The 19145-nt window shown below is 40.8% G+C and carries 27 protein-coding genes; 21 read left to right on the top strand and 6 right to left on the bottom strand.

The annotated features are described in order from the left end of the window. Positions 1-3: 3 nt before the first annotated feature. A complete protein-coding gene (locus IDJ75_RS14280) occupies positions 4-702 on the top strand; it encodes a toxin-antitoxin system YwqK family antitoxin (protein ID WP_191176307.1) in 699 nt (232 codons plus the stop codon). Positions 703-800: 98 nt separating this feature from the next. On the opposite strand, the gene IDJ75_RS14275 is transcribed toward IDJ75_RS14280, so the two are convergent. Continuing rightward, positions 801-1301, bottom strand: coding sequence for an FKBP-type peptidyl-prolyl cis-trans isomerase (locus IDJ75_RS14275; protein ID WP_191176306.1), 501 nt, complete (start codon positions 1299-1301; stop codon positions 801-803). An 82-nt stretch (positions 1302-1383) separates the two neighbouring features. Next, positions 1384-3387, bottom strand: a complete 2004-nt coding sequence (locus IDJ75_RS14270) for a thioredoxin domain-containing protein (RefSeq protein WP_191176305.1) — start codon at positions 3385-3387, stop codon at positions 1384-1386. 265 nt (positions 3388-3652) lie between these two features. Here IDJ75_RS14270 and IDJ75_RS14265 point away from each other — a divergent pair, with 265 nt between their 5' ends. The 4 genes from IDJ75_RS14265 to IDJ75_RS14250 all read left to right on the top strand — a co-directional run bounded on the left by IDJ75_RS14265 (position 3653) and on the right by IDJ75_RS14250 (position 7490). Further along, entirely contained in the window at positions 3653-4054 is a 402-nt protein-coding gene (locus IDJ75_RS14265) for a hypothetical protein (protein ID WP_224746608.1), read from the top strand. Between the two features lie 95 nt (positions 4055-4149). Beyond that, positions 4150-6438 (top strand): ATP-dependent helicase, encoded by a 2289-nt coding sequence (locus tag IDJ75_RS14260; protein WP_191176304.1) that lies wholly within the window; start codon positions 4150-4152, stop codon positions 6436-6438. Between the two features lie 156 nt (positions 6439-6594). After that, the gene (locus IDJ75_RS14255; protein WP_224746607.1) at positions 6595-6969 is read left to right on the top strand and encodes a helix-turn-helix domain-containing protein; all 375 of its coding nucleotides are present in this window, start codon (positions 6595-6597) and stop codon (positions 6967-6969) included. A gap of 233 nt (positions 6970-7202) precedes the next feature. Further along, positions 7203-7490 (top strand): hypothetical protein, encoded by a 288-nt coding sequence (locus IDJ75_RS14250; RefSeq protein WP_191176303.1) that lies wholly within the window; start codon positions 7203-7205, stop codon positions 7488-7490. Between the two features lie 18 nt (positions 7491-7508). Here the strand turns inward: IDJ75_RS14250 and IDJ75_RS14245 are convergent, their stop codons facing one another. Next, complete coding sequence (locus IDJ75_RS14245) at positions 7509-8945, bottom strand: tetratricopeptide repeat protein (RefSeq protein ID WP_191176302.1); 1437 nt, start codon at positions 8943-8945, stop codon at positions 7509-7511. Positions 8946-9277: 332 nt separating this feature from the next. Between IDJ75_RS14245 and IDJ75_RS14240 the strand changes: the two genes are divergently transcribed. From IDJ75_RS14240 to IDJ75_RS14190, 11 genes are all read left to right on the top strand, one after another. Continuing rightward, positions 9278-9424: a hypothetical protein gene (locus tag IDJ75_RS14240; protein WP_191176301.1), complete on the top strand. Its 147-nt coding sequence runs from the start codon at positions 9278-9280 to the stop codon at positions 9422-9424. A 41-nt stretch (positions 9425-9465) separates the two neighbouring features. Further along, positions 9466-9612, top strand: coding sequence for a hypothetical protein (locus IDJ75_RS14235; RefSeq protein ID WP_191176300.1), 147 nt, complete (start codon positions 9466-9468; stop codon positions 9610-9612). A gap of 44 nt (positions 9613-9656) precedes the next feature. Beyond that, positions 9657-9800, top strand: coding sequence for a hypothetical protein (locus tag IDJ75_RS14230; protein ID WP_191176299.1), 144 nt, complete (start codon positions 9657-9659; stop codon positions 9798-9800). A 48-nt stretch (positions 9801-9848) separates the two neighbouring features. After that, the gene (locus tag IDJ75_RS14225) at positions 9849-9995 is read left to right on the top strand and encodes a hypothetical protein (RefSeq protein WP_191176298.1); all 147 of its coding nucleotides are present in this window, start codon (positions 9849-9851) and stop codon (positions 9993-9995) included. Between the two features lie 65 nt (positions 9996-10060). Next, positions 10061-10288 carry a hypothetical protein gene (locus IDJ75_RS14220; RefSeq protein WP_191176297.1) on the top strand — a complete coding sequence of 76 codons (228 nt, stop codon included), beginning with the start codon at positions 10061-10063 and terminating at the stop codon, positions 10286-10288. A 67-nt stretch (positions 10289-10355) separates the two neighbouring features. Beyond that, positions 10356-10577: a hypothetical protein gene (locus IDJ75_RS14215; protein WP_191176295.1), complete on the top strand. Its 222-nt coding sequence runs from the start codon at positions 10356-10358 to the stop codon at positions 10575-10577. 59 nt (positions 10578-10636) lie between these two features. Beyond that, positions 10637-10885, top strand: a complete 249-nt coding sequence (locus IDJ75_RS14210) for a hypothetical protein (RefSeq protein ID WP_191176296.1) — start codon at positions 10637-10639, stop codon at positions 10883-10885. 67 nt (positions 10886-10952) lie between these two features. Further along, the gene (locus tag IDJ75_RS14205; protein ID WP_191176295.1) at positions 10953-11174 is read left to right on the top strand and encodes a hypothetical protein; all 222 of its coding nucleotides are present in this window, start codon (positions 10953-10955) and stop codon (positions 11172-11174) included. A gap of 63 nt (positions 11175-11237) precedes the next feature. Further along, a complete protein-coding gene (locus tag IDJ75_RS14200) occupies positions 11238-11432 on the top strand; it encodes a hypothetical protein (RefSeq protein WP_191176294.1) in 195 nt (64 codons plus the stop codon). Between the two features lie 39 nt (positions 11433-11471). Beyond that, positions 11472-11645, top strand: coding sequence for a hypothetical protein (locus tag IDJ75_RS14195; RefSeq protein ID WP_191176293.1), 174 nt, complete (start codon positions 11472-11474; stop codon positions 11643-11645). A 35-nt stretch (positions 11646-11680) separates the two neighbouring features. Continuing rightward, on the top strand, positions 11681-11854 hold the full coding sequence (locus tag IDJ75_RS14190; RefSeq protein ID WP_191176292.1) for a hypothetical protein: 174 nt from the start codon (positions 11681-11683) through the stop codon (positions 11852-11854). Between the two features lie 99 nt (positions 11855-11953). Here IDJ75_RS14190 and IDJ75_RS14185 read toward each other — a convergent pair whose 3' ends face one another. After that, entirely contained in the window at positions 11954-12463 is a 510-nt protein-coding gene (locus IDJ75_RS14185; protein WP_191176291.1) for a hypothetical protein, read from the bottom strand. A gap of 567 nt (positions 12464-13030) precedes the next feature. On the opposite strand from IDJ75_RS14185, the gene IDJ75_RS14180 reads away from it, so the two are divergent. Then, positions 13031-13237 (top strand): hypothetical protein, encoded by a 207-nt coding sequence (locus tag IDJ75_RS14180; protein ID WP_067062306.1) that lies wholly within the window; start codon positions 13031-13033, stop codon positions 13235-13237. Between the two features lie 69 nt (positions 13238-13306). Here the strand turns inward: IDJ75_RS14180 and IDJ75_RS14175 are convergent, their stop codons facing one another. After that, positions 13307-13777: a CYTH domain-containing protein gene (locus tag IDJ75_RS14175; protein WP_191176290.1), complete on the bottom strand. Its 471-nt coding sequence runs from the start codon at positions 13775-13777 to the stop codon at positions 13307-13309. 174 nt (positions 13778-13951) lie between these two features. Here IDJ75_RS14175 and IDJ75_RS14170 point away from each other — a divergent pair, with 174 nt between their 5' ends. From IDJ75_RS14170 to IDJ75_RS14155, 4 genes are all read left to right on the top strand, one after another. Continuing rightward, positions 13952-16681 (top strand): carboxypeptidase regulatory-like domain-containing protein, encoded by a 2730-nt coding sequence (locus tag IDJ75_RS14170; RefSeq protein WP_191176289.1) that lies wholly within the window; start codon positions 13952-13954, stop codon positions 16679-16681. A 68-nt stretch (positions 16682-16749) separates the two neighbouring features. Continuing rightward, positions 16750-17154 carry a DUF1761 domain-containing protein gene (locus IDJ75_RS14165; protein ID WP_191176288.1) on the top strand — a complete coding sequence of 135 codons (405 nt, stop codon included), beginning with the start codon at positions 16750-16752 and terminating at the stop codon, positions 17152-17154. A 138-nt stretch (positions 17155-17292) separates the two neighbouring features. Further along, positions 17293-18159: an aldo/keto reductase gene (locus IDJ75_RS14160; RefSeq protein WP_191176287.1), complete on the top strand. Its 867-nt coding sequence runs from the start codon at positions 17293-17295 to the stop codon at positions 18157-18159. A 151-nt stretch (positions 18160-18310) separates the two neighbouring features. Further along, positions 18311-18700, top strand: coding sequence for a hypothetical protein (locus IDJ75_RS14155; protein WP_191176286.1), 390 nt, complete (start codon positions 18311-18313; stop codon positions 18698-18700). A gap of 51 nt (positions 18701-18751) precedes the next feature. Here the strand turns inward: IDJ75_RS14155 and IDJ75_RS14150 are convergent, their stop codons facing one another. After that, on the bottom strand, positions 18752-19045 hold the full coding sequence (locus tag IDJ75_RS14150) for a YciI family protein (RefSeq protein WP_191176285.1): 294 nt from the start codon (positions 19043-19045) through the stop codon (positions 18752-18754). Positions 19046-19145: the final 100 nt, after the last annotated feature.

The raw sequence follows: 19145 nt of genomic DNA, 5'->3' as shown, positions 1-19145 counted from the left end.
ACTATGTTAAAACGTTACCTGTTAATACTAACTGCACTATTTTTTACAAGCCATTGTTTTGCCCAGGATACTCTTGAAGTAAAACGAAAATTAGCCGGTAACGTAACAGAGATTTTTAAGGTACTGGCAAAAGATGTAAACATAAGGCAGGGGCTATTCAGGGCGGTTTATAAAAAAGATCATGTTGTTGCCATTGGCAACTATGAAAACGATAAAAAAGTGAGTTTATGGAAGTTTTACGACCCCAAAGGCACAGTAATGCAAACTTACGATTACTCAACCGGGCGACTATTTTATGAGGCGCCGGAAGATACGACATCTCATTTGCGATATTTAGCAGACAAGTTTTTGAAAGAAGGCGATAAGGTTACAAAGCCCATTAAAGTGGGGGGAAGGTACTATGGTTACCTACCCTACTTAAACCTGTTCACCCTGCCAAAAGAATATGCTTACATAAACCGAAATGCACTTGCTGCAAGGGTTGAATTGTTGGTAAGCCCCGGCGGCAGGCTGGCTGATTATAAAGTTACAGTGATAGACGGCGACTCGGGCCAGCCCTTTAGAACAATAAACATGAATATTAAACTGCCCGACCCGGCCGATCTGGTGTTTATCCCCGCTACATTAAACGGAGAGCCTATTGCCTGCCGTATAATTATACAATGCGTTGTAACCAATGCCGGGCACCTGGCTTTTGAATAAAAGGCTATAAACAAAAAAGAGACGTGAAGTATCGCGTCTCTTTTTTGTATGTATAGACGCAATACTTCGCGCCTTCTTACACATATTTTTGTTATAAATTAGTGTGCGTGGTGACCATCAGGGCCATGCGCGTGGCCGTGCGAAAGCTCCTCTGGTGTGGCGGGGCGCACGTTCAATATCTCGCCTTTAAAGTGTAGCTCCTGGCCTGCCATTGGGTGGTTAAGGTCAACAATTACAGAATCGGCAGTAACAGATACAACCTGGCCCTGGAAACGGTTACCGTTGTTATCCTGCAAAGGCAAAACCTCGCCAATTTGCGGTACTTCTGTTCCCTGGAACATTTCTAAGGGCAGGTTAGCCACGGCTTCCTCGTCAAATTCGCCGTAACCTTCTGCTGCCGTTATACGGAAATCATAGGTATCGCCGGTTGAAAGCGTGCTTAATTCCTCTTCAAATTTCGGGATCATTTGCCCTGCACCAAATAAAAAGGTTAGCGGCTGCTCTTGTGTTGCGCTTTCTTGTAAGCCTTCGGTTCCGTCTTCTTTTTTAACATACAGGTCGTACGTTAATGACACTACGTGTTGTGGTTGAATTTTCATCTGATGATTGTTTTTTAAGATATCGGAACTCCTTCCCTGTTTTAACCGGGTTATCTCAATACCTGTTATTTATATTAAGGAATTAGTTATTTATTTGTTTTAGTGCATCTGCCACATTGTATGCCGGTAAACCACAGGTTTTATCCCTGCATACAAAGATGCGTGTATCGTTGTTAAACTTTTCTGCCAGCAAAGGTAAACTTCCATCATTACCTCCCAACATAATTTTATTAGGAATGTAATTTTGTTCTATTTCAATTCGCTTTGTTTCAGCATTATTACCTGTAATGGCTACCTCATAGATGCCAAAAACCTCATCCAGCAGCAGTATGGTCCAGTTTGAATAAGCCGTGCTGTACCTGGCAAGGTGCGGCATAATATTTCGTAACAATTGTGCAGAAACCTCCAAATAAGCTTCATTATCAAAAAACAGGCCTAACTTTTTTAAGTTACGCGCCATAACCGAATTTGATGCAGGTATAACCCCATCCATCATTTCAGATTTCCGGGCAATGAGCATCTCGTCATTATCGGCCGTGTAGAAGAACACGCCGCCATCTTTATCATAATAATGGGCAAGGGCGTAGTCTGCCAATTTTTGGGCTTGTATCAGCCATTCCTCATTAAACGTAACTTCATACAGGGCGATGAAGCCATCGGTAACGTTCGCGTAATCATCTAAGAATGTGGCTACATCAGTCTTCCCGTCTTTTTTATAAACCCTTGAAAGTTTTGCACCGGTTAACAGGTTCGCGGTTATAAACTCCGCGTTTTTCAGGGCCAGTTGTAAATATTCCGGGTTGTTAAAAGCGCGGTACGCTTCACAAAGGCCTTTCAGCATTAAACCGTTCCATGATGCTAATATTTTATTATCGAGCCCCGGGCGTACGCGTTTGCTGCGGGCATCCAAAACTTTTTTGCGGGATACATTTATCGTGCTTGTCAGTTCATCAACGGTTAGGCCTAATTTCTCTGCCAGTTCGGCATCTTCTTCGCGGCGGAAGAAAACATTAGAATGCTCCTCCTCCCAATTGCCGTCTTCGGTAACATGGTAATAGATATTAAACAGGTCGGCATCATCACCTAAAATTTCTTCAATTTCGGCCTTGGTAAATATGTAGAATTTACCCTCCTTTCCCTCACTATCCGCATCCAGCGCCGAGTAAAAGCCATTCTCGGGCGATGTTAATTCCCTGCTTACAAAAGTTACTATCTCATCGGCAATAGTTTTATAAAGCGGGTCAGCATCCCAGGTATGGGCTTCGGCGTATAGGCCAAGCAACTGCGCGTTATCATAAAGCATTTTCTCGAAGTGGGGCACATGCCAAACACCATCAACCGCATAGCGGGCAAAGCCACCGCCAATATGATCGTAAATACCTCCGAAAGCCATTTTCTTTAACGTTAGTTTTACATTTTCGGCAAGGGCATTATCCTTCATCAAATGCGCGTACCGCATCAAAAACAACGAATTATTCGGCATCGGGAATTTTGGTGCGCCGCCAAAACCACCTTCAACCGGGTCGATGTACCGGCGCCACGTGGTCAGGATGGTTTCCAGGTCGGCTTTGGTGTATTCGGGTTGCTCGGCCACAAACGCTACCGATTCATATTGTTTGATGCCTTCGGTTAAGCGCGCGGCATAATCTTCGGCTTCCTCGGGTTTGGTTTTGTAGAAATCGGCCAGGTTAAACAACAGGCTTGTCCAGTCGTTTTTACGGAAATAAGTGCCGCCGTAAATAGGCCGCTGATCGGGCAGGCAAATACAGTTTAAGGGCCAGCCACCACGGCCACTCATCAGTTGTATGGCGCTCATGTAAATCTGGTCTACATCGGGGCGTTCTTCCCTATCTACCTTAATGCATACAAAATACTCGTTCATTACGGCGGCCACGGCTTCATCCTCAAAGCTCTCATGTTCCATTACGTGGCACCAGTGGCAGGCCGAGTAGCCAATACTCACCAGGATCAGTTTATTCTCGTCTTTTGCTTTTTGCAGGGCTTCCGGCCCCCAGGGGTACCAGTTAACCGGGTTGTTTGCATGCTGCAGTAAATATGGCGAGGTAGAGTTGGCGAGTTTGTTCATGGGGCGGATGTATTATTGTAGAAAGGGCTAAATTGAGAATTGTTTTAAGGATGTGCAAATGGGAAAGTTTGTTTTAACCCACAAAGAGCACAGAGATTTGCAGCGCGTACAGGCACAAAGAACACAGAGATTCTAATTGCTTATATTATCTTTCTCTAAATTTAATATTACAGCTCTGTGTCCTTTGTGCTTTTCTCCGTATCCTCTGTGGTTAAACATATCGCAACGTGCTAGCCAAACTATTATTATTTATCTTTAGCCACTTATGTCAACCAAACTTAAAACCGCCAAAACCATCATGTTACTGGCGGCTATTTACAATATTTTCTGGGGGATAGTGATCTCTGCCTATCCGCAGATCATCCTGTTCGGCAACCCGCCAACCGATTTCCTGCTGATTATTTTGCGTTGCGTGGGTATGCTGGTTGGGGTTTATGGCATTGCATATTACTTCGCGTCGAAAGACCCTATGGCCTACTGGCCGCTGATACTGGTTGGCTTTATTGGCAAGGTGCTGGGGCCAATCGGTTCGGTGTATTACATTTGGCTGGGCAAGCTGGCACCCTCATTTTTCTGGGTGAATGTTTGGAACGATATGATCTGGCTGCTACCTTTTGGTTGGATAATTTACCAGGCGATAAACAAGCGATTATCTGCCAATAGTTAACAAAACCTGGCAAGTGGAAAAATTGGCGTGCCAATTTATTTAGCTTTCCCGCTCAAATAACTAATTTCGCGGTACTAAGAAAAGAGGAACAGGATTTGGATTATTTAGCAGGGTTAAACCCCGAACAAAAGGCAGCTGTAGAACAAATTAATGGCCCGGTAATGATCATTGCCGGCGCGGGTTCGGGCAAAACAAGGGTTATTACCTTTAGGGTTGCACACCTTATACGCAAAGGTGTGGATAGCTTTAATATACTGGTACTTACGTTTACCAACAAGGCCGCAAAGGAGATGCGCGAACGTATAACCCAAATGGTTGGCCCCGAGGCTAAAAACATCTGGATGGGTACCTTCCACTCGGTTTTTGCAAAAATTTTACGTGTAGAGGCCAACAAAATTGGCTACCCAAGCAACTTCACCATTTACGATACCGACGATAGCAAAAGTGTGCTGAGGGCTATATTGAAGGAAATGCAGCTGGATGATAAGCTTTATAGCGTAAACTCGGTATTAAACCGCATTTCGGCAGCAAAAAGCAGTTTGCTTACCCCTGCCGAGTACCAGAACAACCCACAAATACAGGCCGACGATGATTCATCCAAACGACCTTTACTTGGTAAAATATACGAGACTTATGCGCAGCGCTGCTATCGCGCCGGGGCTATGGATTTTGATGATCTGCTCTTCAAAACCAATGAGTTACTGCGCGACCACCCGGATGTACGCAATAAGTATCAGCACAAGTTTAAATATATTATGGTGGATGAGTACCAGGATACCAACCACTCGCAATATAAAATTGTAAAAACGCTTGCCGCCGTTAGCGAAAACCTTTGTGTGGTGGGAGATGACGCGCAGAGTATCTACGCGTTCCGTGGTGCCAATATCCAGAACATCCTGAACTTTGAGAAGGATTACCCCGACCTTAAGGTATTTAAGCTGGAGCAGAACTACCGCTCTACCCAAAACATTGTGAATGTTGCCAACAGCATCATTGCCAATAATAAAGAGCAGCTTAAAAAGCATGTTTTTTCTGAGAAGGAAACCGGCGATAAAATAAAAATAATGCGCGCCTTTAGCGATAATGAAGAAGGCAAACAGGTGGCTGATGCCATTATGTTTCAACGTAGTACAAACGGCCTTAACTGGCATGATTTTGCCATTCTTTACCGGACCAATGCGCAGTCGCGCTCTATGGAGGAGGCTTTACGCAAAAACGGCATCCCGTATAAAATTTACGGGGGCTTATCTTTTTATCAACGTAAAGAGATCAAGGACCTGATAGCCTATTTCAGGCTTACCTTTAACCCAAGCGATGAGGAAGCTCTTAAACGGGTTATAAACTACCCAAAACGCGGCATTGGTGATACCACGGTTGACAGGATAATTGTTGCTGCTGATAAAAACGGCCTTACCCCATTTGATGTGGTACTGGAGGCTAACCGGTATATTGAGAAAGCACCGGCATCATTAAATGCCTTCGCAACCATGATACAAAGCTTCCAGGTGATCACCAAAAACCAAAGCGCCTATGAAGCGGCGCTGCATATAGCCAAACATTCGGGATTGCTTAAAGATCTTTACGAGGATAAATCTGTTGAGGGGCTTAACCGCTACGAGAACATCCAGGAACTTTTAAACGGTATCAAAGAGTTTTCGGAACGGGAAGATATTGAGGAAAAGGGCCTTGATGTATTTATGCAGGATATAGCCTTATTAACAAACGATGACAAGGATAAAGACAAAGATGCCGATACCGTATCGTTAATGACCATCCACTCCTCAAAGGGCCTTGAGTTTCCGCATGTACATATTGTGGGGTTAGAAGAGAACCTGTTCCCGTCGCAAATGTCGCTAAACTCGCGCAGCGACCTGGAAGAAGAGCGCCGCCTGTTCTACGTGGCCATTACCCGTGCTGAGTATAAGTTAACTATCAGTTACGCCACATCGCGTTTTAAATTTGGCACACTGATAAGTTGCGAACCGAGCCGCTTTATAGATGAAATAGACGCCAAATACCTGGAGCTTGACTTTACAGCCAAGCCGGCATCATCTGCCGGTTCATCATCATACGAGAATGAACGTACCGCCTGGACCCGTAAAAACGACACCTACTCAAAACCAAAAGCTGCAACCACCCCGCCAGTTAAAACAACATCAATACTGGCCAAAGCACACGTACCATCGCCAGATTTTAAACCCTCCGATACCTCAAACTTACAGGTGGGTATGCAGGTGGAGCATGAACGTTTTGGATTTGGTAAAGTACTTACGCTGGAAGGCAATAAGCCTGATATTAAGGCAACTATATTCTTTAAAGAAATAGGGCAAAAACAATTGCTGTTAAAGTTTGCAAAACTGAGTATAATAAGTGGGGTGGAGTAAATATTATTCCCATAATATGTAGAACATATTCCACAATTTTGTTGAGGCAAACATTAACTATCCGTTAATTACGCGTAAATACGCATATTTAATATATGGCACTGAGTTTGGTTAATAGTTAATACCCTTTATCCCTTTTAATTAACTATTATGTACATGATGAGCGAGACCATAAAAAAGAAGACCAATAAATCGGCAGGTAAAAATATACGCACACTTCGCCACGAACGTGGCTGGAGCCAGGAAGATGTGGCAAACCGCTTAGGTATTTCTATCCCTGCCTTCTCAAAAATTGAGACAGGTGTTACCGATATTAATCTATCGAGATTAGAGCAAATTGCTAACATTTTTGAAGTAAGTGTTGTTAACCTGCTTTCGCTTGAATATACTGAAGAGCCAAGCACTCAGGACCTGAGCTTAAGCATTGTTCAGAAAAAACTTACCGACAGAGAGGTTGAGATAACCAACTTACAACGTAAGGTAATACTGCTTTATGAAGAATTACTGAGCAAAAACAACGTGGCAATGTAATTATTATCATCATTACTGTTCATTAAATACAACAGTTAGCTTTTTTTACTACGGTAATAACTTTGATTTTTATTCACTTTTACTTAATTATTTTAAGTCACCCTTAATTAATTAAGCAAAATGAAAATATAAATTAATTTATTGCCGTTTTGTGTTTTTAAAAGACCTAATTAGACGTTAAATGCTCATTTGGTTTTAAAATTGCAATAATCGGGTATACAACATAAACAGCTATGTCTAACTACCTGATATCAATTTCAAACGCCGACCATTTAAAAGTGGATACTATACATGACAGGCGCAGTAAATTAAAAGTAAAAGCATTTAACCTGTTCAGGTCGAGCTTGAAACAACGCGAAGGCGAGGTACGTTTTTTTGTTACTGCCGGTAACGAAACCCTGGCATTTGAAACCGAGGGATATAAAAAACACAGGCAACTGCTTATATTACAAATGATATCGAGGTATTGTGTTTATTTAGGTTTGCTTGAGGCAACCATACACAGCAGCTACCCTGCTTAATTTAGCTGCTATTAAAACCTAAAATACGTTTTTGCTGGTATCGTTAAGCATTTCGCTCATTTCAATAATCTTCTGATCGATATCAGATACGCATTTATCCATCATATTAATACATTCTTTTTCATCAACAAGGCCTTCCTTCTCAAGGTTCATTAACCCGCGCAATGTGGCTATCGGGCCCCGTATTTGATGGGAAAGATAGGATGAGTATTCGGATAGTTTTTTATTTTTTGTCTGGAGATCTTTGGTGCGTTCGTCAATAATTTCCTCAAGATGATGGTTCACTCTATCCAGGTTATCTTTTTGCCTGGACACCTCCTCGTTGAGGTCGGTTAATTTTAGGTTGGTTACCGTTTTACGCTTAACATTGCTTATTAATAAGGCTATAACAACAAGCAAAAGGCCGGCTACTACTGTAACGGCCCAAAATTTAATACGATCGTTTTGCTGGCGCTGTATGGTAAGTTCGTTTTCGCGCTGCTTGGCTTGCTGCTTAAACTGCTCCTGCAGCATGTTTATCTGCGTAGACTCGTTAGATGCATAAATGGTACTGTCCTGCCTGAATATTGTTTGCAGATAGGACAATGCTTTTTCGTAATGTTTCTGTTTTGCCTCTAACTGGTAAATGGTGTAGTTATAATCAGATTCCAGTTTTTCATCCTTCACCGCTTTAGAGTACACCAACCCTTCCTGTACAAACTTATCAGCATCCTCAAATCTCCCCTGCGCTATATATAACGACGCCAGTGTAAGGTTTGTACTGGCCACCGGCTTGTTTAGGTCCTTTTCTTTAGCGGCTTTATTTGCAGCTAAAAGTAGTTGCTCGGCTTTTGCATAATCATTCAGGTTAAAATAAATTACCCCCCTGTTTTGTAATGACTGTATAATATTAACCGTATCTTTAATAGACTGGAAAATTTCATTGCCTTTATCGTAATAACTCAAAGCCTGATTAAAGCTCTTTTTACGATAATAAACGTTACCTATATTTAAATACGATTTACCGATTAGCTGTGTATCGTTCAATTTTTGGGCAATAGCCAATGCTTTGTTCAAATACTCTAAAGAACTTGCGTAATTATTATCCAGGTATAAATTACCAATGTTGTTGTAAACACTTGCTTCGCTGCGCAGATCCTTGATCTTAGAAAACACTGCAAGTGCCTGTAAATAATCATGAATAGCCGCACTTGCCTGGTTTAAGTAGTAATTACCAATACCTTTTACACGGTAAGCTTCACCAATACCTTTATCATACCCTATTTTTTCTGCAATGGCAAGGGCTTTGGCAGCCAAACTAACGGTTTGATCGGGGCTGGTAAAACGGTTATCAAGCGCCTGCTTGTTCAATTTTATCACCTCGCTGGTGTCCTGTGCAGCAACATCAACATTACCCTTCGCGTATACAGTACTACAAACAAAAAACAAAACCAGAAGAGTAAAAATTTTATTCATTTAGGCTCTATACGTTATATTATGGTGAAAGTTATAAAATAATTACGAACAATACTTTATCAAGTTAAATTAAACAAAAACCGTAATGAATTTTTTTTTCCGTTATTGCTTGATAATTAAAAAACATATTTATATTTGTGTTGTTAATTTACTGATTGTTAATAAGTTACACAGTTATTAACATATATTGCCTTTAGGGGAATAGCTCAATTTTATGCAACTATTATTAACCAATAGTTACAATAAAAACGTTAAACTATTACTAATGGACGAATACTTAATATGTGCTTACAAGTTAAATAAAATAGAGAATTTGAACAAGATAAATTGATATGAAAAAGGCCCTGTTTGCGTACTTAATATTATTCGGCGGATTGTTGTTATCCTCATGCGTTAAGCAAAATGGCGTACGCATTACAATGGATATTTTCTTAAAAGCAACCACCGGTGTCAGAAAAGATATTGGAACAGCAGACTAATCAATCAATAAAAAGTAAAAAGAACATTTAAATAACAGGATATGAAAAAGTTAATCATCGTAGCGGCACTGATCTTAACAAGCGGAATCTTACCATCATTCACAAAACAGGTAACCGTAAAACCAACCATGCCTATTGAGCAAAACAATACCATGCCGTTCAAAAAAGATATTGGCACAGCCGATTAATTAATCATATAACAACAATACCCCTAACTATTAAAATAATAATCATGAAAAAGATAATCATAGCAGCAGCACTAATCCTTACAACAGCAGTTTTACCATCATTTACCAAACAGGTAACCGTAAAACCTGCTGCCACTTTTGAACCTGGCCTGGCAACGTTTAAAAAAGATATTGGTACAGCCGACTAATTATCCTTGTTCATAAAAATCAATAACACAATACCAAAAAAAACGATCATGAAAAAATCAATCATAGCAGCAGCATTACTAATAGCAAGTACAGGCATTTTAACATCATGCACTAAAGAAAAAAGTGTAGCGCCCACCGCAACTATCGAAAAAAGCACAATCAGCAATAAAAAAGACGTAGGCACTGCTGACTAAGTCAGCATCACAATACAATAACTAAAACATCAAATAAATATATAACCACACAAATAATACAGATCATGAAAAAATTCATCATAGCAGCAGCAATCATTTTCAGCACAGGCGCTTTATCAGCAGCAACAATTAACCATACAGCAACTGCAAACAAAAAAGACGTAGGCACTGCCGATAACAAAAAGGATGTTGGTACCGCTGATAACAAAAAAGACGTAGGCACCGCTGATGCTAAAAACAAAAAAGATGTGGGTACTGCAGATAACAAAAAAGACGTAGGTACTGCTGACTAAGTAATAAACAACACAGACAACAATTAACACACCATATAAAATAACCACAACACATAAAATACAGATCATGAAAAAATTCATCATAGCAGCAGCAATCATTTTCAGCACAGGCGCTTTATCAACAGTTAACGCTCAGGCTTTTTCAAACAAAAAAGACGTAGGCACTGCCGATAATAAAAAAGATGTTGGCACCGCTGATAACAAAAAAGACGTAGGCACCGCTGATGCTAAAAACAAAAAAGATGTGGGTACTGCCGATAACAAAAAAGACGTAGGTACTGCTGACTAAGTAACATCACAATAACTAAAACATTAAATAAATATATAACCACACAAGCAATACAGATCATGAAAAAATTCATCATAGCAGCAGCAATCATTTTCAGCACAGGCGCTTTATCAACAGTTAACGCTCAGGCTTTCTCAAACAAAAAAGACGTAGGCACTGCCGATAACAAAAAAGATGTTGGTACTGCAGATAACAAAAAAGACGTAGGTACTGCAGATAACAAAAAAGACGTAGGCACCGCTGATGCTAAAAACAAAAAAGATGTGGGTACTGCCGATAACAAAAAAGACGTAGGCACTGCTGACTAAGTAATAAACAACACAAACAACAATTAACACACCGTATAAAAATAACCACAACACATAAATAAAGATCATGAAAAAATTCATCATAGCAGCAGCAATCATTTTCAGCACAGGCGCTTTATCAACAGTTAACGCTCAGGCTTTCTCAAACAAAAAAGACGTAGGCACTGCCGATAACAAGAAAGATGTGGGTACCGCTGATAACAAAAAAGACGTAGGAACTGCTGATGCTAAAAATAAAAAAGATGTGGGTACCGCAGATAACAAAAAAGACGTAGGCACTGCTGACTAAGTAATATCACAATACAATAATTAAACATCAAATAAATATATAACCACACAAATAATACAGATCATGAAAAAATTCATCATAGCAGCAGCAATCATTTTCAGCACAGGCGCTTTATCAACAGTTAACGCTCAGGCTTTCTCAAACAAAAAAGACGTAGGCACCGCTGATAACAAAAAAGACGTAGGCACCGCTGATGCTAAAAACAAAAAAGATGTGGGTACCGCAGATAACAAAAAAGACGTAGGAACTGCCGACTAAGTAACATCACAACACCAAACACATCAACAAAAAACAATCATGAAAAAGATAATTATCATAGCAGCATTAGTATTAACATCGGCAGTAACTGCATTTTCGCTTACTACAAGCACCACCAGCAAAGCAGCTGATACCAAGCTTCAACAAGATGCCATAACAACTTCTGTTAAGAATACTGCTGCACCAAAATCCGACATTGCTACTGCCGACTAATTAAGTATTCAAGACCATCCAACAGGATAAACCATATGAAAAAGATAATCATCATAGCAGCCTTAGTATTAACATCGGCAGTTACCGCGTTTTCGCTTACTACCGGCAATACCAACAAAGCAGCAGATACGAAACTTCAACAAGATGCCATTACCACTTCTGTTAAGAATACTGCTGCACCAAAATCCGACATCGCTACTGCCGACTAATTTCACATCAGCTTCGGCATCAATATATACTAAAAAAATGCCCCGTTATTAAAACGAGGCATCACACTAAAGGTGTTTAAATTTAATTATTTGTATAAATTACAAAGCAGGTTTAGCAACAGTTTTAAACGCACTGCAATTATCAAGCTTGTACATTATAGTATAGCCTGCAGCACCATCAGTTTCCTGGCGGCCGTTCTTAGTAACCTTAAATGGTTTTTGGCCCAACTGCTGCGATGATAACTGAAAAGCAACAGCCATTGTATCTTTAGCCCCTTCCTGCATAAACGTCCACACCGCTTTAATATCGTTACCACTCATTGTACCTTCTAAGGTACCCTTGCGTGCATCCTTTTCTTTTGGCAGCCATTTCATTTCGCCGGTTACCTTATTAGCGTTAACAACTAAATGTACCGCTGTGGTATCCTGGTTGCTTGTACCCTCGGTACGTAAAAAACAGTATTCCATGTTTTGGGCAGGTGCGTTCAGTGTAGCCTCTTTTGTGGTGTCGTCGCCTGCAGCTTTAGTGGTATCTGTCGCCTTGTTTCCGTTACCTGTACACGAGGCCAGGGCCAGCGCGCACATGCTTAATATAGTGTATAGTTTCATGTTAAAAATTTATTGTTTGATGGTTAAACGCCGCAGTTCTAAAAAAGTTCGATACCTTATTATATATACATTGTTTTACACCTTATATATAAAGGTATGCAATTGTACTACCCTGCATAGCGCAGATACACTAATTGGCAACATAGCTTTTGGCAAGTGCAGCCCGAATATATCGCGCAGAGATTGCTTATATGTTGATACCCGCCTACCAGGGCAAAGGCCTTATGACTAAAGTTACACGGTATGCTTTCAATGAAATTAAGCTACATTCTATAGCAGCCAACGTAAACAGGCATCCATACCCTTGCCACAGAAAACGGGCTTTGTAAGAGAGGGTTACTTTAAACAGAACTTCTATTACAACGGCAAATTCCTCGTTTCGGCCATTTATTCGTTAATATGTGCAAAAAAATGAACATTTCTATAATTTGTTAGTTAAGTATAAATACATATATTGCCTTCAATATTAAAAACATTGCCTGTTAGCTTGCTAAAACAAGTTAACAAGTAATAAAAACAAAAAAATTATTAATCCAGTTACAATTAAAAAACTTAAAAAAACTAAACATGGCAGCTTCAGGAATCACCGCGTATTCAGTAAAAACAAAAACTAAAAATGTTCCAATGATTGATCCAGTTATCGACATCAAATCTGGCAGATATATTGCAACAGGTAAAGATGCAGAAGGTAACAAAATGGCTGCTATCATGGGCAAAGCCACAGCAGAAGAGCATATTAAAGCAGGTAATGCAAAAAAAGGTTCTGGCTGGTAAATAATATTTTCATCCAATAAAAAAACCTGCTTCACAGAGGCAGGTTTTTTTATGCGCTAACTTTCCGGTTCAATCCCAGTCCTTATATGGCTTTACCGATAGGCTTGCGTTAGTATATCGGTTGTCGTGGCTTACCTCTGCCCCAACCCATTCGGGTTTTTCAAACGGCTCGTTTTCGCTCTCAAGTTCAATCTCGGCAACTATAAGCCCCTTATTGTCGCCCGCAAAAACATCAACCTCCCATATATGGCCTGCATAATTAATATTATACCTTGTTTTTTCCACAGCTGATGTGGCAAAGTTTTCAAGTATCTCGTTCCCTTCGTTTAGCGGTATAGTGTACTCATATTCACTGCGGCTTATTCCGGCGGACGCACCTTTAAGGGTAATATATGCGGCATCGGGTGTTACACGTATCCTAACCGTACGTTTTTCCTCACTTAAAATATAACCCTGTTTATACACGTTGCCTTTAGGCTTTGCCAGGCTATTCCATTTTTCATGGTCTACTAAAAACTTTCTCTCTATTTCTGTTGGCATGTGGTTATGTTTTGTAGCAGTTAAATTACAAAATACTTTGTTTTTAAAACCGTTTATACGGTACATACAGCTGCTTTATTGAGGGCAAAGTGTTAACGAAATGTTAAAACCAAAACCCTCTAACATGCAATAACGCTAAATGTTTATATTAGCCACGCTACTTTTATATATTATATGAGCCTAAAAAAATTCGCATTGGTCATGTTTCTGGCCACTTATTTAATTACGCCTGCGTTTGCACAAAGGGATACTATTAGCCTGAATACCATAATTACTAAAACAGCAAAGTATATAAACAGCTACCCTATTGAAAAAGTTTACCTGCATTTAGATAAGCCTTATTACAGCGCCGGCGATACCATTTGGTTTAAGGCTTATGTAACTATTGATAAGCACCAGCTCTCGGGCTTAAGCAACATTGTGTATGTAGATATTGCCACCAATCAGGATTCGCTTGTTAAACAAATAAAACTGCCGGTGGTAAACGGGGTAGCCAATGGCAATATCATCCTTTCGCCCGCGGCCTACAAGCAAGGCAACTACCACTTAAGGGCATATACCGGGTGGATGCGCAACTTTGATAACGATTACTTTTATCATAAAAACATAGCTATTGGTAACATTATACAAAACAATGTTAATGCATACATTACTTACAATACAACAGATGCAGGCGGCAAACCTAAAATAAGCGCGGCCATTACCTACCGCCAACCAGGCGAACCGCAACTGGCAAATAAAAAAGTTAGCTGGAGCATAACAAACCCGGCCGGTGATGAAATAAGCAAAGGCAAAGGCACAACCGATCAAAACGGTGTAGTAACAGTGGTATTAAACGAAAACGCCACCGCATCATTAAAAAACACTACACTAACCACATCTATTGATCTGGGCAACCGTAAAGAATCATTAAACAAATTCCCGCTGAATGCGGCAATTGCCCAGCGCGATGTACAGTTTTTCCCCGAAGGCGGGGAGCTTACGCTTGGCGTGCGTTCTAAAGTAGCTTTTAAAGCCATTGGGGCAAACGGTTTGGGCTTAAATATAAAAGGTACCATTACAGATAATACCGGCACAGTAGTGGCCGAGCTTGCATCCCAACATTTAGGAATGGGGGTTTTTGCCCTTTTGCCCGAGGATGGCAAAACCTATAAAGCCAATATCACTTTTCCCGATGGTGTTAAAACCACTTATGATATGCCACGTATTAAACCAGCCGGTATCTGCCTTGCTGTTTACAATAATGACCCCGATAACCTGAATATCAAACTAACCGCAAACGACCCATACTTTAAAGCTAACCAGGGCCGAATTTATTACCTGGTAGCACAAAATGGCGGTGCTATATATTTTGCTGCACAAACTAAGTTAGAGAACCAAAGCTATAGCGCAGCTATCCCAAAAAGTAAATTCCCTACGGGTATAGTACAACTAACGCTTTTTACAGAACGGGGCGTTGCCCTTAGCGAACGTATAGCATTTATTAAACATAACGATATGATGAACCTTACGCTCACACCCGATAAGAAAGCGTACGGCGTAAGGCAAAAGGTTAAGCTATCAATCCTGGCAAAAAACAGTACAGCACCTGTGGCCGGCGAATTTTCAGTATCGGTGGTGGATGAATCAAAGGTACCGTCTGACGAGAACGCAGAAACAAGCATATTCTCTAACCTGCTGCTTACCTCTGATATAAAAGGATATATAGAAAAGCCAAACTATTATTTTATAAGCAAGGATGCGGATGTCGATGCAAACCTTGATATTTTAATGCTTACGCAGGGTTACCGGCGCATATCATACCGTAATATCATAACTGATAAACTGCCACAGATCTACCTTTATCCCGAGCAGGATGGCCTCGAAGTGATGGGCACCTTACGTAATAATACAGGTATGCCAATATCAAAAGGTAATTTGCGCCTGCAAATAGCGGGTAAAAATCTTAATGCCGAAACGGTGACGGATATGGTGGGCAATTTCAAGTTCTCCAAACTTAACTTTCCCGACTCATCGCAAATAACGCTGAGTGCACGTAACAACCCAAACAGCAGGAATTTAACGATAGCAGTAACTGGTGATACGTACCAACCTGCCACCAAAAACCCATACATGCAGGATGAGGTTACCGATATCGACAGTTCTTTTAAAACTCTGCTAACAAACAGCAAAAGGCAATATGATAATTTACACATTTTAAAAGAAGTTGTAATTAAGTCGACCTCGTTGGTTAAAAAACCAAGCCATACAGATTATGGCATATTTTCGGGCTTACCTGTAATGGCCGATCAGCAAATAGCCGGCGCCCGTTTTAAAGATTGCAATAACCTGTTGGTATGTCTTCCATCAATGTTATTGGGGGTTATGGTAGAAGACAATAACCTGTATTTTATGAAAAATGCATCTAATAGCAACCGCCTGCCCTTACAGGTATTTGTGAACGGAAGGCCGATGGATTTTGCCACGCTAACCAGCATGAGCGGCAACGATGTAGAAACCGTAGAAGTTTTTAAAACAGATGGGTTAAGCAATATCAACAGAAATTATCAGTCGGACGGTATTGTATCTATCATCACCCGGAAAATAGAATCATCAAAAATTACGTACGCCCAACTGCAGGAAATGTTGCCTAAAGGCAACCTGCTTACTTATAATGCACAAGGTTATAGCGTAGCACGCGAGTTTTATTCGCCCAAGTACGATCTTTTAAAACAAGGTGGTGGTTTTGGCGGCGACTTGCGCAGCACTATCTACTGGGCACCCAAAGTAAAAACAGATAAAACAGGTATCACATCGATCGACTATTTTAACTCTGATAGTAAAGGCACTTACCGCGCTACCATTGAGGGCATTGATGCCGACGGCAACCTGGGCAGGTATGTATTACGCTATACTGTAAAGTAAATCAACACTTTACCATTTGCAAAGTTGAATACTAATTGCATACATTTAGGTAAACTAAACCTAATTGCATGGATCCTTCATTAATTAACTGGCCTGCTGTAGTTATAGCTGCCTTATCGGCCTTTGCTGTTGGCGGTATCTGGTACTCTCCTGCTTTATTTGGCACCCCCTGGATGGCAGACAGCAAACTAACCACAGATGAAATTCAAAAAGGCAACAAGGCCAAAATATTTGGTTTTACAGCCCTGTTCGCCCTTATCATGGCAGCAAACCTTGCCGCTTTTTTAGCCGAACCCAAAACAGATGTTACCTGGGGAGCAACCGCCGGTTTCCTGGCGGGAATATGGACGTTTGGCGCCATTGCTACACATAGCTTATTTGAGCTTAAAGGCTGGCGTTATATTTTTATAAATGGCGGTTACAGCATTGTATCATTAACCATAATGGGGGCCATATTGGGTTTGTGGAGGTAATAAACTCCCCTTGTTTTTTCCATAAATGCTGATAGTCAATTATGCCGCCACCAGCCGATATGACACTTCTATGAACCATTCAATCGAACAATAAAGCTTACTTAGCGTTAATTCATTTTATCATAAGAACTAATAATTATGAGTAACGCAACAACAGCCCCAAAAACATTTAGCATAGGTGGCGATTTAGAAGTTAACCGTATAGGCTATGGCGCCATGCGTATTACCGGTAAAGGCATTTGGGGCCCGCCAAAAGACAAAGCTGAAGCCATACGCGTATTAAAACGTGCGGTTGAGCTGGGTATTAATTTTATAGATACAGCCGATAGCTACGGCCCGCATATTTCTGAAGAGCTTATTGCTGAAGCTTTATACCCTTACCCTGCCGACCTTGTAATTGGCACAAAAGGTGGTTTGTTACGCACCGGGCCCGATCAGTGGCCGGTAAATTCAAGCCCTGCACACTTAAAAGAAGCATTAGAAGGAAGCCTTAAACGCTTAAAACTCGATCAGATAGACCTGTACCAGTTACACCGTATAGACCCTAATGTACCTGCCGAAGATAGCTTTGCCTTTTTAAAACAGGCGCAGGGCGATGGAAAGATCAGGCACATTGGTTTATCGGAAGTGGATATTGACGACATTAAGAAAGCGCAGGATTATTTTGAGGTAGTATCGGTACAAAACATGTACAGCGTAGATAACCGCAAATGGGAGGGCGTATTAAATTACTGTGAGGATAACGATATAGCCTTTATCCCGTGGTTCCCGTTAAATGCAGGTAATGTGGCTGCCCTGGAAAAATTGCAGCATGTTGCCGAAAAGCATGGTGCAACCGTTCACCAGGTAGCGTTAAGCTGGTTATTAAACCACTCAAAAAACATTTTACTGATACCGGGGACCTCAAGCGTTGCCCACCTTGAAGAAAATATGAAAACAGCCAATGTAGTGTTAGATGCTGAAGATATTGACGAGTTGGATGGCATATCGCCGCCGGTAGGATAACCCCGATTAAGAGTCAAGACATTTGGAGTCAAGAATCAAGAAAATATACCGTAAATATCTAACATGCTGTTAAATATTACCTTTGTATTAAATTTTCCTTGATTCTTCACTCTTCACTCTTGATTCTCATTTATATGTATTTTTGCTGCCAATGAAAAGCAAAGAGGAAATACTGAACAGTTATTATTCGCAGGGAGCGGATGGCATGCCAGAGATTGCCGCCGATGGTTTATTAAAGGCCATGGAAGAATACCGCCTGCAAGCCGAAGAAGCTGCTTTTAATGCCGCACGCCAGCTTAACGGCAAAGAACACACCTTTGCCGCCTTTGCAGATTATAAAACCAGCCTCGAGGCTAAAATACAGCAACAGCCAAAAGAAGATATCATTCGCCTGGTAGCCGATAGCATCATAGAACAATTCCTGCCGGATGACCCGGCCGAACAAACATTTGAGTTTAGCTTTAAAACAGAGGGTATCGGCTACACTGTACAATATAAAAGGAATAATCAAGGCCAATGGGAATATGCCGGCACATTATAGCTTCGCCAACTTAACATAATCACCTTTTGAGTTTTGGCTTTTGACTTTTGACTATCCTACAGCCGCTACTTTAAACGGTTTCACATCTACGGTTTCCCATATTTTTTGAGTGATGTAGGGTTCGCGCTGCTGCCAGGCCTGCAGTTCTTCCTCAGTTTCAAACTGAACTATCATTACCGATCCTATCATTTTTCCTTCATCATTAAGTATGGCCCCGCCTATTACGTAATTACCGTTTGTATGCAGTTCATTAGCGCCATCTAAATGGTGCGGGCGTACAGCCATGCGGCGTTCAAGCGCGCCTTCGTCAGTATAATCGTATGCGGTAACAATATATTGGTTCATGTTATAATTATTTGTGGTTATTTAGCAAATAACAGCAAGTTATGGCTAAGCTGCAAACTATCTGCAAAAAACTTTTAAACGCAGCATCACAATAACTGTA

This window comes from Mucilaginibacter rigui (assembly GCF_014773275.1).
In the GTDB taxonomy this organism is placed as follows: Bacteria; Bacteroidota; Bacteroidia; order Sphingobacteriales; family Sphingobacteriaceae; genus Mucilaginibacter; species Mucilaginibacter rigui_A.
Note: the sequence above shows the minus strand (reverse complement) of the source record. Positions and strands in the feature narration are given on the sequence as shown.

Coding starts and splice junctions, on each gene's coding strand:
- IDJ75_RS14280 (WP_191176307.1), top strand. CDS start 4: ATGTTAAAACGTTACCTGTTAATACTAACTGCACTATTTTTTACAAGC.
- IDJ75_RS14275 (WP_191176306.1), bottom strand. CDS start 1,301: ATGAAAATTCAACCACAACACGTAGTGTCATTAACGTACGACCTGTAT.
- IDJ75_RS14270 (WP_191176305.1), bottom strand. CDS start 3,387: ATGAACAAACTCGCCAACTCTACCTCGCCATATTTACTGCAGCATGCA.
- IDJ75_RS14265 (WP_224746608.1), top strand. CDS start 3,653: ATGTCAACCAAACTTAAAACCGCCAAAACCATCATGTTACTGGCGGCT.
- IDJ75_RS14255 (WP_224746607.1), top strand. CDS start 6,595: ATGATGAGCGAGACCATAAAAAAGAAGACCAATAAATCGGCAGGTAAA.
- IDJ75_RS14250 (WP_191176303.1), top strand. CDS start 7,203: ATGTCTAACTACCTGATATCAATTTCAAACGCCGACCATTTAAAAGTG.
- IDJ75_RS14245 (WP_191176302.1), bottom strand. CDS start 8,945: ATGAATAAAATTTTTACTCTTCTGGTTTTGTTTTTTGTTTGTAGTACT.
- IDJ75_RS14240 (WP_191176301.1), top strand. CDS start 9,278: ATGAAAAAGGCCCTGTTTGCGTACTTAATATTATTCGGCGGATTGTTG.
- IDJ75_RS14235 (WP_191176300.1), top strand. CDS start 9,466: ATGAAAAAGTTAATCATCGTAGCGGCACTGATCTTAACAAGCGGAATC.
- IDJ75_RS14230 (WP_191176299.1), top strand. CDS start 9,657: ATGAAAAAGATAATCATAGCAGCAGCACTAATCCTTACAACAGCAGTT.
- IDJ75_RS14225 (WP_191176298.1), top strand. CDS start 9,849: ATGAAAAAATCAATCATAGCAGCAGCATTACTAATAGCAAGTACAGGC.
- IDJ75_RS14220 (WP_191176297.1), top strand. CDS start 10,061: ATGAAAAAATTCATCATAGCAGCAGCAATCATTTTCAGCACAGGCGCT.
- IDJ75_RS14215 (WP_191176295.1), top strand. CDS start 10,356: ATGAAAAAATTCATCATAGCAGCAGCAATCATTTTCAGCACAGGCGCT.
- IDJ75_RS14210 (WP_191176296.1), top strand. CDS start 10,637: ATGAAAAAATTCATCATAGCAGCAGCAATCATTTTCAGCACAGGCGCT.
- IDJ75_RS14205 (WP_191176295.1), top strand. CDS start 10,953: ATGAAAAAATTCATCATAGCAGCAGCAATCATTTTCAGCACAGGCGCT.
- IDJ75_RS14200 (WP_191176294.1), top strand. CDS start 11,238: ATGAAAAAATTCATCATAGCAGCAGCAATCATTTTCAGCACAGGCGCT.
- IDJ75_RS14195 (WP_191176293.1), top strand. CDS start 11,472: ATGAAAAAGATAATTATCATAGCAGCATTAGTATTAACATCGGCAGTA.
- IDJ75_RS14190 (WP_191176292.1), top strand. CDS start 11,681: ATGAAAAAGATAATCATCATAGCAGCCTTAGTATTAACATCGGCAGTT.
- IDJ75_RS14185 (WP_191176291.1), bottom strand. CDS start 12,463: ATGAAACTATACACTATATTAAGCATGTGCGCGCTGGCCCTGGCCTCG.
- IDJ75_RS14180 (WP_067062306.1), top strand. CDS start 13,031: ATGGCAGCTTCAGGAATCACCGCGTATTCAGTAAAAACAAAAACTAAA.
- IDJ75_RS14175 (WP_191176290.1), bottom strand. CDS start 13,777: ATGCCAACAGAAATAGAGAGAAAGTTTTTAGTAGACCATGAAAAATGG.
- IDJ75_RS14170 (WP_191176289.1), top strand. CDS start 13,952: ATGAGCCTAAAAAAATTCGCATTGGTCATGTTTCTGGCCACTTATTTA.
- IDJ75_RS14165 (WP_191176288.1), top strand. CDS start 16,750: ATGGATCCTTCATTAATTAACTGGCCTGCTGTAGTTATAGCTGCCTTA.
- IDJ75_RS14160 (WP_191176287.1), top strand. CDS start 17,293: ATGAGTAACGCAACAACAGCCCCAAAAACATTTAGCATAGGTGGCGAT.
- IDJ75_RS14155 (WP_191176286.1), top strand. CDS start 18,311: ATGAAAAGCAAAGAGGAAATACTGAACAGTTATTATTCGCAGGGAGCG.
- IDJ75_RS14150 (WP_191176285.1), bottom strand. CDS start 19,045: ATGAACCAATATATTGTTACCGCATACGATTATACTGACGAAGGCGCG.